The organism is Desulfocurvibacter africanus subsp. africanus DSM 2603 (genome assembly GCF_000422545.1).
Lineage (GTDB): Bacteria > Desulfobacterota > Desulfovibrionia > Desulfovibrionales > Desulfovibrionaceae > Desulfocurvibacter > Desulfocurvibacter africanus.
Genome location: NZ_AULZ01000021.1, coordinates 65138 through 77056, shown reverse-complemented (window position 1 = coordinate 77056; position 11919 = coordinate 65138). Strand labels below are relative to the sequence as shown.

General features: G+C 61.1%; 12 protein-coding genes and 4 tRNA genes. 6 read left to right on the top strand and 10 right to left on the bottom strand.

Annotated features, from left to right (window positions below):
* The 10 genes from H585_RS21590 to rpmE all read right to left on the bottom strand — a co-directional run.
* A partial coding sequence (locus H585_RS21590) for a GTP-binding protein (protein ID WP_034628154.1) occupies window positions 1-408 on the bottom strand: 408 nt, incomplete at its 3' end.
* Between the two features lie 65 nt (window positions 409-473).
* Window positions 474-549 (bottom strand) — tRNA-Thr (locus tag H585_RS0114575).
* Between the two features lie 36 nt (window positions 550-585).
* Window positions 586-662: transfer RNA gene (locus H585_RS0114570), tRNA-Gly, on the bottom strand.
* Between the two features lie 61 nt (window positions 663-723).
* Window positions 724-809: transfer RNA gene (locus H585_RS0114565), tRNA-Tyr, on the bottom strand.
* A gap of 9 nt (window positions 810-818) precedes the next feature.
* Window positions 819-894 (bottom strand) — tRNA-Thr (locus tag H585_RS0114560).
* Window positions 895-1209: 315 nt separating this feature from the next.
* Complete coding sequence (gene lpxC / locus H585_RS0114555; protein ID WP_027368340.1) at window positions 1210-2133, bottom strand: UDP-3-O-acyl-N-acetylglucosamine deacetylase; 924 nt, start codon at window positions 2131-2133, stop codon at window positions 1210-1212.
* A gap of 159 nt (window positions 2134-2292) precedes the next feature.
* Window positions 2293-3159, bottom strand: a complete 867-nt coding sequence (gene prmC / locus H585_RS0114550) for a peptide chain release factor N(5)-glutamine methyltransferase (RefSeq protein ID WP_027368339.1) — start codon at window positions 3157-3159, stop codon at window positions 2293-2295.
* On the bottom strand, window positions 3156-4229 hold the full coding sequence (gene prfA, locus H585_RS0114545) for a peptide chain release factor 1 (protein ID WP_027368338.1): 1074 nt from the start codon (window positions 4227-4229) through the stop codon (window positions 3156-3158). Before prfA ends, prmC begins: the two co-directional genes overlap by 4 nt.
* Window positions 4214-5101 carry a DUF1385 domain-containing protein gene (locus H585_RS0114540; protein ID WP_420834588.1) on the bottom strand — a complete coding sequence of 296 codons (888 nt, stop codon included), beginning with the start codon at window positions 5099-5101 and terminating at the stop codon, window positions 4214-4216. Before H585_RS0114540 ends, prfA begins: the two co-directional genes overlap by 16 nt.
* A gap of 142 nt (window positions 5102-5243) precedes the next feature.
* Window positions 5244-5465 (bottom strand): 50S ribosomal protein L31, encoded by a 222-nt coding sequence (gene rpmE, locus H585_RS0114535; protein ID WP_005988082.1) that lies wholly within the window; start codon window positions 5463-5465, stop codon window positions 5244-5246.
* Between the two features lie 189 nt (window positions 5466-5654).
* Here rpmE and thiC point away from each other — a divergent pair, with 189 nt between their 5' ends.
* From thiC to H585_RS0114505, 6 genes are all read left to right on the top strand, one after another.
* Window positions 5655-6929: a phosphomethylpyrimidine synthase ThiC gene (gene thiC / locus H585_RS0114530; protein ID WP_027368336.1), complete on the top strand. Its 1275-nt coding sequence runs from the start codon at window positions 5655-5657 to the stop codon at window positions 6927-6929.
* A gap of 138 nt (window positions 6930-7067) precedes the next feature.
* Complete coding sequence (gene gpmA, locus H585_RS0114525) at window positions 7068-7811, top strand: 2,3-diphosphoglycerate-dependent phosphoglycerate mutase (RefSeq protein WP_027368335.1); 744 nt, start codon at window positions 7068-7070, stop codon at window positions 7809-7811.
* Between the two features lie 54 nt (window positions 7812-7865).
* Entirely contained in the window at window positions 7866-8972 is a 1107-nt protein-coding gene (gene mutY, locus H585_RS0114520; RefSeq protein ID WP_027368334.1) for an A/G-specific adenine glycosylase, read from the top strand.
* Window positions 8969-9922: a hypothetical protein gene (locus tag H585_RS0114515; protein WP_027368333.1), complete on the top strand. Its 954-nt coding sequence runs from the start codon at window positions 8969-8971 to the stop codon at window positions 9920-9922. The genes mutY and H585_RS0114515 overlap by 4 nt, the downstream gene beginning before the upstream one ends.
* Before the next feature lie 230 nt (window positions 9923-10152).
* Window positions 10153-11298: a glycoside hydrolase family 3 protein gene (locus H585_RS0114510; RefSeq protein WP_027368332.1), complete on the top strand. Its 1146-nt coding sequence runs from the start codon at window positions 10153-10155 to the stop codon at window positions 11296-11298.
* Window positions 11299-11458: 160 nt separating this feature from the next.
* Window positions 11459-11848: a chemotaxis response regulator CheY gene (locus H585_RS0114505; RefSeq protein WP_014258458.1), complete on the top strand. Its 390-nt coding sequence runs from the start codon at window positions 11459-11461 to the stop codon at window positions 11846-11848.
* Window positions 11849-11919: the final 71 nt, after the last annotated feature.

Genomic DNA, 11919 nt, shown 5'->3' with positions numbered 1-11919 from the left:
GTTCAGGAAGACCACCAGGGCCGGCACGCCGACCTGACGGGCGAGCAGGATGTGCTCACGCGTCTGAGGCATGGGGCCGTCGGTGGCGGCCACGACGATGATCGCGCCGTCCATCTGGGCCGCGCCCGTGATCATGTTCTTGATGTAGTCGGCGTGACCCGGGCAGTCCACGTGCGCGTAGTGACGATTGGCGGTCTCGTACTCCACGTGCGCCGTGGCGATGGTGATGCCGCGCTCTTTCTCTTCAGGGGCCTTGTCGATCTGATCGAAGGCCGTGAACTGGGCCCAGCCCTTCATGGACAGGGTCTTGGTGATGGCGGCCGTCAGCGTGGTCTTGCCATGGTCGATGTGACCGATGGTGCCGATGTTTACGTGCGGCTTCTTCCGCTCGAATTTCGCTTTACCCATGGTAAGTACCCCCTACTGGTTCCGACCTCATCGAGAGTCTATCGTTATTTCCAAGTTATGTGTAGTGGAGCCCACGATCGGAATTGAACCGATGACCTCATCCTTACCAAGGATGTGCTCTACCTACTGAGCTACGTGGGCCTATCAAGACTGGAGCAAGGCTTGCGAAGAGAACGGTGGAGCGGGAAACGGGACTCGAACCCGCAACCCTCAGCTTGGAAGGCTGATGCTCTAGCCAATTGAGCTATTCCCGCATTCTCTGTAGTCAAACAACAGGTTTGACCCGCCTCCTACAGTCTGCGCCGCTAATTTGCATGGTGGTGGGGGGAGGATTCGAACCTCCGAAGGCTTACGCCGACAGATTTACAGTCTGTTCCCTTTGGCCACTCGGGAACCCCACCCTATTATTCTGGAGCTGGCGATGGGACTTGAACCCGCAACCTGCTGATTACAAATCAGCTGCTCTGCCAATTGAGCTACGCCAGCAGCAATTGAACTGCTGCTTATATCCGCAGGCTCCTAAAAAGGCAAGAACAGATTCCGAAGCTTGTTCCCATCCGCACCATATGTGAAAGAACAAAAAACCTGCGTCAGGACTGAATCTCTTTGGATCGCCCCACAGCGAAGCGTGTCTTTATCCATTTATTACCTGACACGCAACCCCTACAGGCAATTTATTTTCAGAGACTGCCCAGATAATGAACAATTCAGCCATTCGCGGATTAAAAAAGGTCCCGCCACAAATGGCGGGACCTTTGCAAAGCTCGTATTAACAGAAGAATTCGCCTCTGCTATGCCGCCTTAAGCCAGGACGGCCGCCGATGCCGTCACCATATCCGGTTCAGCCTCCAGACCAGCCACGGGCTCGAGACCAAGCGAAACTTCCTCAAGGTACTCGTCGGCATTGACCCAGAGATGCCGCAAGAAGGCGTTATTCAGGGCATGGCCGCTGGCGAAGACCGTAAAGCTGCCCCAGAGAGGAGCGTCGAGCACCGCCATGTCGCCCACAAAATCGAGAATCTTGTGGCGAACGAACTCGTCCGAGAAACGCAACCCTTCGGTATTGACGACTCCGTAATCATCCAGGACCACGGCGTTGTCCAGAGAACCGCCCAAAGCCAGCCCATTCTTGCGCAAGTACTCCACCTCCCGCAAAAACCCGAAGGTTCTTGCCTTAGCCAGCATGGCGGTGAAGCTCTGGGGCGTGACCTGCATGGCCAGACTTTGACGGCCAATCAGTGGGTGGGGAAATTCGATCGTGTAATCCACATGGAAACCGTCGCAGGGCTCAGCACGGATGAGCTTGCCCTCACGCTTGAATTCCACGGGCTTAGTCACCCTATAAACCTTGCGCCGCGCCGAAAGTGTACGCTCCCCCGCCATGCGCAGAAGGTACACGAAGGAAGCCGCGCTACCGTCCATGATGGGGATCTCCCCACCTTCGACGTCGACCAGAATATTATCGATACCCAGACCGCGCACCGCGGCCATGAGATGTTCAACCGTGGCCAGGGAATCGCCACCCTGCCCTAAGGTGGTGGCCAAGCCTGTTGCAATAACGGATTCGGGGCGCGGAGTGAGGAACCTGCGACCGGAACCGTTCTGCAGAGCGAACAGAATGCCGGTGCTTTCCCCTGCCGGGCGCAGCACGAGCCGCACCTTCTTGCCGCTATGAAGCCCGATGCCAGAGCAGGCTACGCTCTTATGGATTGTCTTTTGTAACATGTGGCCTCCACACGCCCTAGAGCAAGAAGCATGCCTCACGGTATGTAAACTCCAAAGCGTGTAACCAAGGCCCTTCCCGGTCTTTGCCCTGCTTTACGCATGATGCAAAACCACCACACTGTGACCTCTTTTCAACATGGATGCCACTGACCATCGTGGTCATGTTGCACCTCCAGGCTTGACCGCCGCGACTATGCGGTCGTGTCCGGCCAAATCCTGCAGAACGCGAATAGAACAGAATCCCACATCGCGTAGGATGCGCACCAAGTGGCTTCCTTGCGACCAACCCATCTCGAGCAGCATGTGACCGCCAGGCAGCAAAGCATCCCAGGCGCGCACGGCCAACGCGGGATATACTTCCAATCCAGACCGTCCTGCAATCAAGGCCGAGCGAGGCTCCCAAGCCAAGACAGCAGGCTCGACTTCGGCGAGATCGGACTCACCGATGTAAGGAGGATTGGAAATGATGCACTCGAGGCTTCGAGGGCGAAAAAGCGCGAACATGAAGTCACCCTTAACAACACTGACTCGCGAGTCAACCTTATGTCTGAGCGCATTTTCCCGTGCAGTGCGCAAAGCCACATCGCTCGTGTCCACCAGCAACCCTCGGGCGCGCGGGAACACCACGCCCATGGTCACGCCCAGAGCTCCGCTGCCCGTGCCCAGATCGGCGAAACGCAGGCACGAGTCCGGGCCGTATAACCGTCGGACTTCCTCAACGATGCCTTCGGTTTCGGGCCTGGGGATGAGCACGCCAAGCCGAACGATGAACTCTAGGCCATAGAATTCGCGCTGACCTATTATATAGGCCAGAGGTTCGCCCCTCGCCCTCCTGCGAGCCAAGACCCTGATGCGCTCGACCTCGGCAGCGGACAGTTCGCGCTCGGAATGCAAAAGCAGATCCATGCGCGTACAGCCGAGAACGAAGGCTGCCAAAACTTGGGCGCTCAGGCGTGGGGCATCCACCCCCTGCTCGGATAAACAGGCGGAAATCTCGTGGATCAGACCACGCAAAGAGGGGTTCACGCCGAGGCGGCCTGCTGCTTGAGGGCCTCTGTCTGGTAATGGCCGATGAGCGCCTCGACGAGGTCGTCCAGGGCGCCTTCCATGACCGCGGCCAGGCTGTAGAGGGTCAGGTTGATGCGATGGTCGGTGATCCGTCCTTGGGGAAAATTGTAGGTGCGGATACGGCCCGAGCGGTCGCCGCTACCTACCAGCAGACGCCGGGCGGCGTCCTCCTCGTCTTTGCGCGCTGCCTGCATGGACTGCAGGATGCGCGAGCGCAACACCTTCATGGCCTTGGCTTTGTTCTTGTGCTGGGACTTCTCGTCCTGGCAGGTGACCACCGTATTCGTCGGGAGGTGCGTGATGCGCACGGCGGACTCGGTCTTGTTCACGTGCTGACCGCCCGCGCCCGAAGCCCGGTACACGTCGATGCGCAGTTCCGTGGGATCGATGTCCAGATCGACTTCCTCGGCCTCTGGCAGCACGGCAACGGTCACGGCCGATGTATGGATGCGGCCCTGAGTCTCGGTGGCCGGAACGCGCTGCACGCGATGAATGCCTGATTCGTACTTGAGCCGGGAGTAAACGCGCTCGCCGGATATGGAAGCGATGACTTCCTTGAAACCGCCGGTGGCCGATTCGTGCTCCGAGAGCATCTCGACCTTCCAGCCCACGCGCTCGGCATAGCGCATGTACATGCGGAAAAGGTCCGCAGCGAACAGCGAAGCCTCCTCGCCGCCGGTGCCGGCTCGAATTTCCAGGATAACATCCTTCTCGTCCAAGGGGTCCTTGGGCAAAAGCAGGAGCTGGAGCTTTTCCTCAAGCCGTGGCAAGGCCTGCTTGATGGATGCGATCTCGCTTTCGGCCATGGCCCGTATCTCCGGGTCGGTGTCGGCGAGCATCTCGCGGTTATCCTCAAGATCCCTGGAGAGCTTCTTGAATTCCTGAAAGCACGCCACGACCTGGGCCAGATCAGCACGGGCCTTGGTCAGCTTCTTGTAGCGCTCCTGATCGTTGAAGATATCCGGTGCGCTGAGCTGGGACTCCAGATCCGCGAATTGACGCTCCAGACTCTCTAGCTTGGCGAACATGGCTGGCGATTTCCTTCCACCGCGCCTTGCAGGGCGGCAATGGCCACTTCAAGGTGGCTGTCATCGGGCTCGAAAGTGGTCAAGAACTGAAGCATCATCCCTGGGCAACTCATCAGCTTGCACACAATATTTTCGTGAAAACGGCCGGCCATGCGGATGAGTTCATAGGCCATCGAACTGACAGGCACCATGAGCAAGAGCTTGACCAGGATGACATAGGCCTGCTTGAGCACAGGTCCGGAGGGCGCGTATACGGCCATGGCCAGGGGTACCAGCACGGCGAAAAGAACGATGCTGAGCGCCAGCACGAAGAGCAGGAAAGCCGTGCCGCAACGCGGGTGCAGCCTGCTGTAGCCTCGCACGGTCTGAGGAATCAGTTCAACGCCTTGCTCATAGGCCCAAATGGCCTTGTGCTCGGCGCCATGATACTGGAACACGCGCCGGATATCAGGCAGCAAGGAGATGCTTGCCACATAGCCGAGAAACAAGGCGAACTTGAACAAGCCGTCCCAGGCGTGGAAGCTTAGGCTGTTCACGTCGCCCGAGAGCCCCCACCACTTCATGAGCAGTGAGAACAAGTGCGGCAGGACCACGAACAGGCCTACGGCCAGCACGATGGACAGGAGCAAGGTGCCGGCCAGGGCCCAAGAGCCGACCTCACCGCCCTCGTCCTCCTCCATGGCTACGCGAGCCGAGAAGTTCAGGGCTTTGATGCCATTTATGAGCGTTTCCAGCAGGACAGGGAAGCCGCGAATAAACGGCTTTCTAAGCCAGGGATGGGTTGTCAGGGAGAACCATGGCCGGATTTCGACCAGGATTTCCCCGCTCTGCTTACGTACGGCAATGGCCAAGCGGTCCCTGGAGCGCATCATCACGCCCTCCATGACCGCCTGTCCGCCAACTGTTGTCGCTGCCGTCAGCAGCGCGGAAAGGACTTTGGGCAAGTATCCCTCGCTCCGGACCAGAGGCAGGATTCGTCCCGGGCGGCCGAAGCCGCCCCAGAACGCCCGTATTCTAGGCCTCGTTTTTGTCGAACTTGGCGTACTTTTTCCTGAAACGGTCGATACGGCCGGCGGTGTCCACGAAACGCTGCTTGCCGGTGTAAAAAGGATGGCAGGCGGAGCAAATTTCCACGGTCAGCGTATCACTCTTGCTGCTGGTCAGCAGTTCAGCCTCGCCGCCACACTGGCAGACGAACTTGGCCTTATGCGTCTTGGGATGGATATCCTTTTTCATTTATTTCCTCCAGGGAAGGTCTCACGAAAAGAAAGGTCATATATGCTCCTTTAACCGTTTTGACAAGAGCGCTTCGGGCCTTCCCCAGGCGAAAAACGATTTGGGGGGATGGGCCGAACCCTGGCATTTCTCTCGCCTTTCGTGCAAACTGTCGCGCTGTCATAACCAAGCAACCAGGAATATCACAGCATGCCACAACTGACCCTCTCCTCCCTGCTTGAGGATATCCTTGAACTTGCCTTGCCGGAACTGTCCAGGGCTGAAGGCCTTGCCGCATCGGTAATACGTGACCAAATCCTCTCCGGCCGCATGGTGCTGTTGGCCAATCCCAATCATCATGAAGTCCGGCCCACTCTCGTCGGCCAGCCGTCCGGGATCAAGGTCAATGCCAATATCGGCACATCGCCGCTCAGAAACGAAGCCGGCAAGGAACTGGAGAAGCTGCGCGTGGCCGAGGCCGCCGGAGCCGATACGATCATGGACCTGTCCACCGCAGGCGACCTGAATGCCATCCGCACCGGCATGCTGCAGGCCACGCGCCTGCCGTTGGGCACGGTTCCCCTGTATGCCTTGGCGCATACCGTGGTCGAGGCTGGGCGTGATCCGGCCGAAATCACCGAAGGGCAGATCCTGGCCGAAATTCGCACGCAGGCGGAACAGGGCGTGGATTTCATGACCGTGCACTGCGGCCTGACCATGCGAGGGGCCGAACTGGCCTCGCGCGAGCGCCGGCTCCTCGGCATCGTTTCCCGCGGCGGATCCATCATCGCGCGCTGGATGGCCAAAAACGGCCGCGAGAACCCCTTCCTGACCCGCTACGACGACATCCTGGACATCGCCCGCGAGCATAACGTGACCCTGTCGCTGGGTGACGGGCTCAGGCCTGGAGCTGGAGCCGATGCCGGCGACGCGGCGCAGTGGGACGAGGTAGCCGTGCTGGGCGATTTGCAGCGCCGCGCCATGCAGGCCGGGGTGCAAGCCATGATCGAAGGGCCGGGACACGTGCCAATGGATCAAGTCGAGGCGCAGATCCGGACCATGAAGCGGCTCGTGAACGGCGCTCCGCTCTACGTGCTGGGACCGCTGGTCACTGACTGCGCGCCCGGCTACGACCACATCGCCGGGGCTATCGGCGGCGCTTTGGCCGTGCGCGCCGGGGCCGATTTTCTGTGCTACCTGACACCAGCCGAGCATCTCACCCTGCCCGATGCCGAGGACGTGCGCCAGGGAGTCATGGCCTCGCGAGTCGCGGCGCAGGCCGCATCCTCGGCCATGGGTCGTCCCTCGGCCCTGGCGCGCGAGCAAGCCGTGTCCGAAGGACGCAGGGATCTGGACTGGACCAAGCTGGCGGAGCACACCCTTGACCCTTGCGAAGTAGCCCGGCGGCGCGCCGAGCATTCCGGCGAGAAGGAATGCGCCATGTGCGGCAAATTCTGCGCCATCCGCATGCTCTCCGACGTGTAAACCTTTGGACCTCGTGCGATTCCTCGCACGAGGTCCCCGATCATTGCCCGAGCAGATGCCGCAGGTTGATTGCCGGGACCCTTCTGGTACATTGGCTCCTGCTTCTTGAGCCTGCCAACCCGCCACCAGGAGGTCGCCTTGCACACCCTCGTCCTGTTACGCCACGGCCAATCCACATGGAACCTGGAGAACCGCTTCACGGGCTGGACCGATGTCGGCCTGACCGATGCCGGCGTCAAGGAGGCCCATCTGGCCGCCAAACTGCTCCAGGATGGCGGCTACTCCTTCGACATCTGCTACACCTCGGTGCTCAAGCGCGCCATCAAGACCCTCTGGATAGTCATGGAGGACATGGACCTCATGTGGCTGCCGGTCCAGCGCACCTGGCGGCTCAACGAGCGCCACTACGGCGCGCTGCAAGGCCTGAACAAGGCCGAGACCGCCCGCGAGCACAGCGAGGAGCAGGTGCACATTTGGCGCCGCAGCTACGATGTGCCTCCACCGGCCCTGGAGCCGTCGGACCCGCGATTTCCGGGCAGCGATCCGCGCTACAGAGACCTGTCCGACGCGGAGCTGCCGCGCACCGAAAGTCTCAAGCTGACCATAGAGCGCACCCTGCCCTACTGGTTCGAGACCATCGTGCCGGGCATACAAGCCGGCAAGCGCGTACTTATCTGCGCACACGGCAACAGCTTGCGTGGGCTGGTCAAACACCTGGATCGCGTCAGCGACGAAGACATACCGGGTCTGAACATCCCCACGGGCATTCCGCTGGTCTACAAGCTGGATGCGATCCTGCGGCCGATCGAGAGCTTCTATCTGGGCGACCAGGAGGAGATCAGCAAGGCTCAGGCCGCCGTGGCCTCCCAAGGCAAGGCCTGAGCCGAATAGCTGCATTGCCCCGCCTGCCGCTTGCCTTCCATGCCGGGCCGTGCCATGCCACGGGTCATGTCAACGCTTTCTCAACGCCTCCTGGACTGGTTCGCGATCCATAAGAAACCCTTGCCCTGGCGCGAGAACAATGAGCCATACCGCATCTGGATCTCCGAGGTCATGCTGCAGCAAACTCAGCGGGACCGGGTCGGTACCTATTTCCGGCGCTTCCTGGAACGCTTCCCCGATGTGGCCAGCCTGGCCGCGAGCCGAGAGGACGACCTCCTCAAGCTGTGGGAAGGCCTGGGCTACTACTCGCGGGCGCGCAACCTGAGGAAAGCCGCGGCTATCATTATAGATGAGCACGGCGGCAGCTTCCCGGACAGCCCAGAGGCCCTGTTGGCCCTGCCGGGCATTGGCCGCTACACGGCCGGAGCCATCCTGAGCATCGCCTACAACAAACCAGAGCCGATCGTGGACGCCAACGTTGAGCGCGTCTTCGCCCGCGTGTTCGACCTGGACTTGCCGGTCAAGGACAAGACCACCAGCGCCTTTTTATGGACCAAGGCCCGCGAACTCATCCCCAAGGATCGAGCCCGGGAATTCAACCAGGCAGTCATGGAACTCGGCTCGCTGGTCTGCCTGTCGCGCAAGCCGCGTTGCAGCACCTGCCCCATCCAACCGCACTGCGAAGCCTACCGTCTGGACATTGTCCTGGAGCGGCCCGTGCCAGCCAAAGCCAAGGAATACATCCCCCTGGAAGTCGCCACGGGCTTGCTCGTGCATCAGGGCCTTATCTTCGTCCAGAAACGGCCAACCGAGGGTGTCTGGGCCGGACTCTGGGAATTCCCCGGCGGGAGCATCGAAGCAGGCGAGACGCCTGAACAGGCCGTGGTCCGGGAGTACCAGGAAGAGACCGAATTCGAGGTCGGCGATTTGGAGAAAATCGCCGTGGTCCGCCACGGCTACACCAAATACCGCGTGGCCCTGCACTGCTACTTCTGCGCGCTGGCCAACGGCAGGCGCGAACCCGTGCTGCATGCGGCGCAGGAAAGCCGCTGGGTTCGCCCCGAGGAGCTGGCGAGCCTGGCCATGCCAGCCGGCCATCGCAAGCTGTTAGATTTGCTTGTCCGGGATCTGCGCTTCGCGGAACGGCTGAGACGGCCATGAGCCGCCTGCTGACCCTGGCTTTCACGAGCCATAGGCTCGAGAGCCTGCCCCGCGCATGCGAAATCATGGCTGCGCACGCGGCCGTGCTCCTGGAAGAGCCGCCCACGCCCGGCTTCGAGGACATGTTGCGTGACAGCCTGTCCATCGACGACTACCTGGAAAATACTGATTACGGCTTCCCACTTTTCGCCCGCCAGGCCTGCGCCATTCTGCGGGGACTACACGCGGCGGGCGTGCGAGTGCTCCAGGTGGAGCCCTTCCTGGAAATCCTGGCCTCCATCCACGAGCGCTTCGCGGCCGGAGGCGCGCCCGCCGACATTCCGAACGACAGCCTGGAGCGCATGGTCTACGAGGCAGAGAAAGCCTGGACTGGAGCGCTCCTAAATTACTACCGGGCCTCTGCCTCGCCCCACTTCGAACGCTGCGTGCAGGCGGTCAAGACCTTCGCTCGGGCAGACGCGTCCAGAGGAAAGCTGCGCGACAGGTTGCGCGCCAAGGCAATCGTCTCCCTTTTGCCCTGTCTGGAGAGCGTCTGTGTGGAAGCCGGCTACATCCATCATGCCCTGCTGCTGGAGTTGCGGGCGATACTGCCCGTCGGCTGGCGGCTCGCACCCGTCTGGCTCCTGGCGGGCGAAACGCTACGCCTTACCGGGCGGCGACAGTTGCTCGGACCCGGGGACGTGCTCACCCTGCTCCACTCCTGCGGCGGCCGCGTTCAGCAATCTCGCGAGGACCTGCTCGCGGCGCGCAGCCTCATCTATATTCAATTGTTGACCAAGGACGAACTGCCCGGCGGGCCGCACGAGTTCCCACACCTGCACGACGAGGCTGAATGTCTGGAGGTGGTGTCGGACTTGGGCTTCGAGGACTGCCGCAAGTTATATCCACGTCTGCGCGGCCTGACTCCGGCCGAGGCGCGTACGCTGGTCCAGCGCGAGAGCGTGGCCTGACAAGCACGGCGACCTTGCATCTGCCGAGTCGTTTCGCGCATGGAAAGGAGGCAAGCGCAACCCCAATCCTTTTCTTCAAACCCTTCGGCACTTGATGTGCTCGACAAGTTCGGACAGGCGCAGCCTTGCGCTCCCAGCCCGAAGCCGCTACACATCACCTGCCGACCGGCTTCCGGCCGGCAACCCCGTTTCACTCGCTTTCGTGAGCCCAACTCCACGGCGGAGAGCCCATGCGCGCCCTGCTTATCTCCATTGTGTTATTTGTTGCCCTTGCCTGTGCGGCCGGGGCGTTGACATCCGGCTCCGGTACAGCATCCTGCGATATCGGCCGTAATGAGCTGGCCGCCATGGCAGGCCAGATGATCCTGGTCGGCTTTCGAGGGCTGGAGCTGGACGAAGACAGCCCCATCGCCCAGGACGTGCGCGCGGGACGGGTGGGGGGCGTCATTCTCTTCGATTACGACGTGCTTCTGAAAAGCCCGGTGCGCAATGTGCAAAGCAAGGAGCAGCTGACCCGGCTCACGGACGCGCTGCAACGCATGGCCCCGCTGCCGCTGCTGGTGTCCGTGGACCAGGAAGGCGGCAAGGTGTCCAGGCTCAAGGAGCGTCACGGCTTCGCCGTCTCGCCTTCGGCGGCCGAACTGGGGCGAGGGACGCCCGAGCGCACGCAGATTGCCGCCGCATCCCTGGGCAGAGAGCTGGCCGCCTGCGGCTTCAATCTGGACTTCGCGCCCGTTGTCGACGTGAACGTCAATCCCGGCAATCCGGTCATCGGCCGTCTGGGCCGCAGCTTCTCGGCCGATCCAACGGCCGTGGCCGACCACGCCGCGGCCTTCGTGCGCGGCCTGCACTCGGCGGGCGTGCTCTCGGCCCTCAAACACTTCCCGGGCCACGGCAGCTCCGCATCCGACTCGCACCTTGGCCTGACGGACGTAAGCGCCACCTGGAGCGAGAAGGAGATTGCGCCCTACAGACAACTCCTGGCGCATGGGCTCGTGGACGTGGTCATGACCGGTCACCTGTTCAACTCCGCCCTGGACCCGAAGCATCCGGGCACCCTCTCGCGGAGCACGGTGCAAGGGCTCTTGCGCGAACGGCTGGGCTTCACGGGCGTGGTCGTCTCCGACGATCTGCAGATGCGCGCCGTGGCCGACCACTACGGGCTGCGCGAAACCATACGCCTGGCCCTGACGGCGGGCGTGGACGTGCTCCTTTTCGGCAACAATTTGGACTACGATCCGCTCATCGCTCGCAAGGCCCAGAGCATAATACTGGAGCTCGTGGACTCGGGCGAGTTGCCCTGTCAACGGATTCTGGAGTCCCACGAGCGCGTCATGGCCCTGAAGGCGAAGTTGGCGACTCGCAGCCAGAGGTGATTTTACAGATTCCCAAGGAATGAAGATTGCATACGAGAGCTTATGGCCAAGGGCATGCCGGAATTTCCGTTTCCCTTTGGCCCGTCGATGCGATATGTACTACCAACAACAATGATGATATCTCCCAGTGAACCGAAGCTCCTGAGCGGGAGGACCACCCATGCCTTATGATTCCAATATGCGCATCCTCATCGTCGACGACTTCTCGACCATGCGGCGCATCATCAAGAACATCCTCAAGCAGATCGGCTACAACAACATAGTCGAAGCCGACGACGGTACAACGGCTTGGGAGATCCTGAATCGTGAAAAAATAGACTTCGTCGTAGCCGATTGGAACATGCCCAAGATGAAGGGTATCGACCTCCTGCGCAAGGTCCGCGACAGCGAGGAGTTCGAGGACCTGCCTTTCCTCATGGTCACTGCCGAGGCGCAGCAGGAGAACCTTGTGGAGGCCATCCAGGCCAAGGTCTCCAACTACGTGGTCAAGCCATTCACGCCCGATGTCCTGAGCCAGAAGATCGAAAAGATCCTGGAAAAGTACAAGTAGCAGGCTAAAGATTTTTCCTTCGACCCGCGCTCTCGCGCGGGTCGAAGACTTTCCCGTCAAGCCCGTCAGGT

What these genes read in the sequence shown, in the direction of transcription:
- H585_RS0114510 (WP_027368332.1), top strand. Translation starts at nt 10,153, where the DNA reads ATGCGCGCCCTGCTTATCTCCATTGTGTTATTTGTTGCCCTTGCCTGT.
- mutY (WP_027368334.1), top strand. Translation starts at nt 7,866, where the DNA reads ATGCCACGGGTCATGTCAACGCTTTCTCAACGCCTCCTGGACTGGTTC.
- lpxC (WP_027368340.1), bottom strand. Translation starts at nt 2,133, where the DNA reads ATGTTACAAAAGACAATCCATAAGAGCGTAGCCTGCTCTGGCATCGGG.
- rpmE (WP_005988082.1), bottom strand. Translation starts at nt 5,465, where the DNA reads ATGAAAAAGGATATCCATCCCAAGACGCATAAGGCCAAGTTCGTCTGC.
- H585_RS0114515 (WP_027368333.1), top strand. Translation starts at nt 8,969, where the DNA reads ATGAGCCGCCTGCTGACCCTGGCTTTCACGAGCCATAGGCTCGAGAGC.
- prfA (WP_027368338.1), bottom strand. Translation starts at nt 4,229, where the DNA reads ATGTTCGCCAAGCTAGAGAGTCTGGAGCGTCAATTCGCGGATCTGGAG.
- H585_RS0114540 (WP_420834588.1), bottom strand. Translation starts at nt 5,101, where the DNA reads ATGATGCGCTCCAGGGACCGCTTGGCCATTGCCGTACGTAAGCAGAGC.
- H585_RS0114505 (WP_014258458.1), top strand. Translation starts at nt 11,459, where the DNA reads ATGCCTTATGATTCCAATATGCGCATCCTCATCGTCGACGACTTCTCG.
- thiC (WP_027368336.1), top strand. Translation starts at nt 5,655, where the DNA reads ATGCCACAACTGACCCTCTCCTCCCTGCTTGAGGATATCCTTGAACTT.